Source organism: Amycolatopsis sp. ATCC 39116, assembly GCF_000231075.2.
GTDB classification, from domain to species: domain Bacteria; phylum Actinomycetota; class Actinomycetes; order Mycobacteriales; family Pseudonocardiaceae; genus Amycolatopsis_E; species Amycolatopsis_E tucumanensis.
The window spans coordinates 1-2238 of the sequence record NZ_AFWY03000114.1; the positions used below are offsets into that span (position 1 = coordinate 1).

A 2238-nucleotide genomic window follows, 5' to 3' on the forward strand; every position below is an offset into this window, starting at 1 on the left:
GCCCGGTGGCGGCCGTCCCGCCGGGGAGCCGGGTGGGGCGCTCGTCGAGCCGGGTGAAGCCGAGCCGGGCGGGGACGGCGCCGCTGCGGTGGTTGGCGACGTCGTGCACGATCTCCACGCGGTTGGCGCCCACCCGGAACGCCTCGTCGGTCAGCAGGCGCGCCGCGCGGGTGGCCCAGCCCCGGCCGGTGTAGGCCTTGGCCAGCCAGTAGCCCACTTCGAGCCCGCCGCGGCCGATGCGCGCCATCAGCCCGCAGCTGCCGGCGACCGCCCCGTCCGGCGCGACGATCGCGTAGTCGAAGGTCTCCGCGGCGAGCCAGCTTTCCCGGGTCAGCGTCAGGAACTCCCGCGCGTCGCGCTCGGTGTAGCCGTCCACCGCCCACGGCATCCACGGCGCGAGGTGGTCCAGGGACTCGTTCACCAGGCGGTGCAGGAGCTCGGCGTCGCCGGCCCACCACCGGCGCAGCAGGATCACCCCGTCCGAGAGGGTCTCCGCAGGGATCTGCATCCCCCGATCATCCCCGCCGCGGCCGTGGCCCGCACGGGACTTTTCCGGTATGCACGACGCATGCTGGAGTTCTTCCGGGCGATCCTGGACGCCGTCCTCGCGATCACGCCCAAGGCGCTGACCGCCCGCAAGGACGCCAAGCTGAACGCGCTCGGCGCCGAACTGTTCGTGCTCTACCTGCGCGCGCACCGGATCGCCGACAACGGCGACTACTTGCTGGGGTTCCTGGAAAACACCGCCACGATGAGCGAGGAGGACGTCCGCGCGCAGACCTCCTGGGTGCGCCGCCTGCACGCCGCCGCCCGGCAGCAGGCGTCGGACCTGCGTGGCCTGAACTCCGAGATGACCCGTCTCGGCGGCTGCCTCGCCGCCCTCGACCCGCAGGCGTACGGACGGCTCAAGAACGGGATGTGGGAGAAGTTCAGCCGCATCGACCACCTGCGGATGGTCCTCGCCGGCCCGGCGCTGCCCGATCCGCGCGCACTCGGGCTCTTCCCCGGCCCTGACCCGGTCACCGATCCCGTCGGGCGGCTGGCGGGCTTGATGGCCCGGCCGGACCGCCCGCTTGAGTCGCCCGGCGCGCTCGACCTGCGGGATCCGTTGACGCCGCGGGCGCGCGCCGAGATCGCCCGCTACCTGGCCGAGCACCGGCCCCGCGAGCAGCTGGCGGAGATCCGGGCCCAGCTGAAGATCCTGCACGAGGCCCTGGAGCGCACCTTCACGCTGAGCGACATCCTGGTGAGCCTGTCGGCCGCCGGGAAAGCCGATCCCGGCGGCTTCCTGCGCGACTAGGTCATGATCGCGCTGTCGGGCACCACCGTGTCGTTGCGGAGCGCTTCCCACAGCTGCTTCGACTTCGTCTTGTCCCAGTGCTCCGCCGAGCCGGACGTGACCGGCACCGTCGTGGACAGCACGCCGTCCGAGGAGATGCCCCGCATCGCCCACGCCAGCGCCACCAGGTTGTGCAGGTGGTCGCCCTCGTCCATGGTCAGCGCGTCCGGCGCGGCGCCCAGCAGCGGGAACACGTCGAACGGGTTGAGCAGCGTGCCGGGGCTGGAGATCTGGCTGACCAGCGCGCCGATGAACTTGCGCTGGTTCTCCACCCGGTCCAGGTCCGACCGCGGGGTCGCGTCGCTGTGCCGCATGCGCACGAACCCGAGCGCGTGCGCGCCGTCGAGTTCCTGGCAGCCGGCCGGGATCGTGATGCCGGTGACGGTGTCGTGCATCTCCTTGTCGACGCACATGTCCACGCCGCCGATCGCGTCCACGATGTTGGCGAACCCGCCGAACCCGATCTCGGCGTAGTGGTCGATGCGCAGCCCGGTGGCCTGCTCGACGGTCTTGACCAGCAGCGGCGCGCCGCCGATCGAGAACGCCGCGTTGATCTTGCTGGTGCCGTGGCCGGGGATGGCGACCTCGGAGTCGCGCGGCAGGCTGACCAGCGTCGGCTTGGTGTCGTTGTCCGGCAGGTGCGCGATCATCATCGTGTCGGTGCGCTGACCGCCGCCTGCGGCCTTGACGTCGCCGGTGACCAGCCGTTGCTCGTCCTCGGCGGTGAGGCCTTCGCGGCTGTCCGAGCCGACGATGAGCCAGTTGGTGCCCGCGCCTGCGGCGGGGCGGCCCTCGTAGTCCTCCAGCGCGGCGACCCGGTTGATCGAGAACTCCAGGTACACCCACACGCCGGCGAGGAACAGCACGAACACCGACAGCAGCGTGAGCAGCACCTTGCC

The 2238-nt window shown here is 71.9% G+C and carries 3 protein-coding genes; 1 reads left to right on the forward strand and 2 read right to left on the reverse strand.

Annotation, left to right across the window (positions count from 1 at the left end; genetic code table 11):
* The coding region (locus AMY39116_RS0341690) for a GNAT family N-acetyltransferase (protein WP_020423524.1) at positions 1–508 on the reverse strand (508 nt) is incomplete at its 3' end.
* 60 nt (positions 509–568) lie between these two features.
* Between AMY39116_RS0341690 and AMY39116_RS0341695 the strand changes: the two genes are divergently transcribed.
* On the forward strand, positions 569–1300 hold the full coding sequence (locus AMY39116_RS0341695) for a hypothetical protein (protein ID WP_020423525.1): 732 nt from the start codon (positions 569–571) through the stop codon (positions 1298–1300).
* Here the strand turns inward: AMY39116_RS0341695 and AMY39116_RS0341700 are convergent.
* A partial coding sequence (locus AMY39116_RS0341700; protein WP_020423526.1) for an LCP family protein occupies positions 1297–2238 on the reverse strand: 942 nt, incomplete at its 5' end. The two genes, AMY39116_RS0341695 and AMY39116_RS0341700, sit on opposite strands and share 4 nt — an antisense overlap.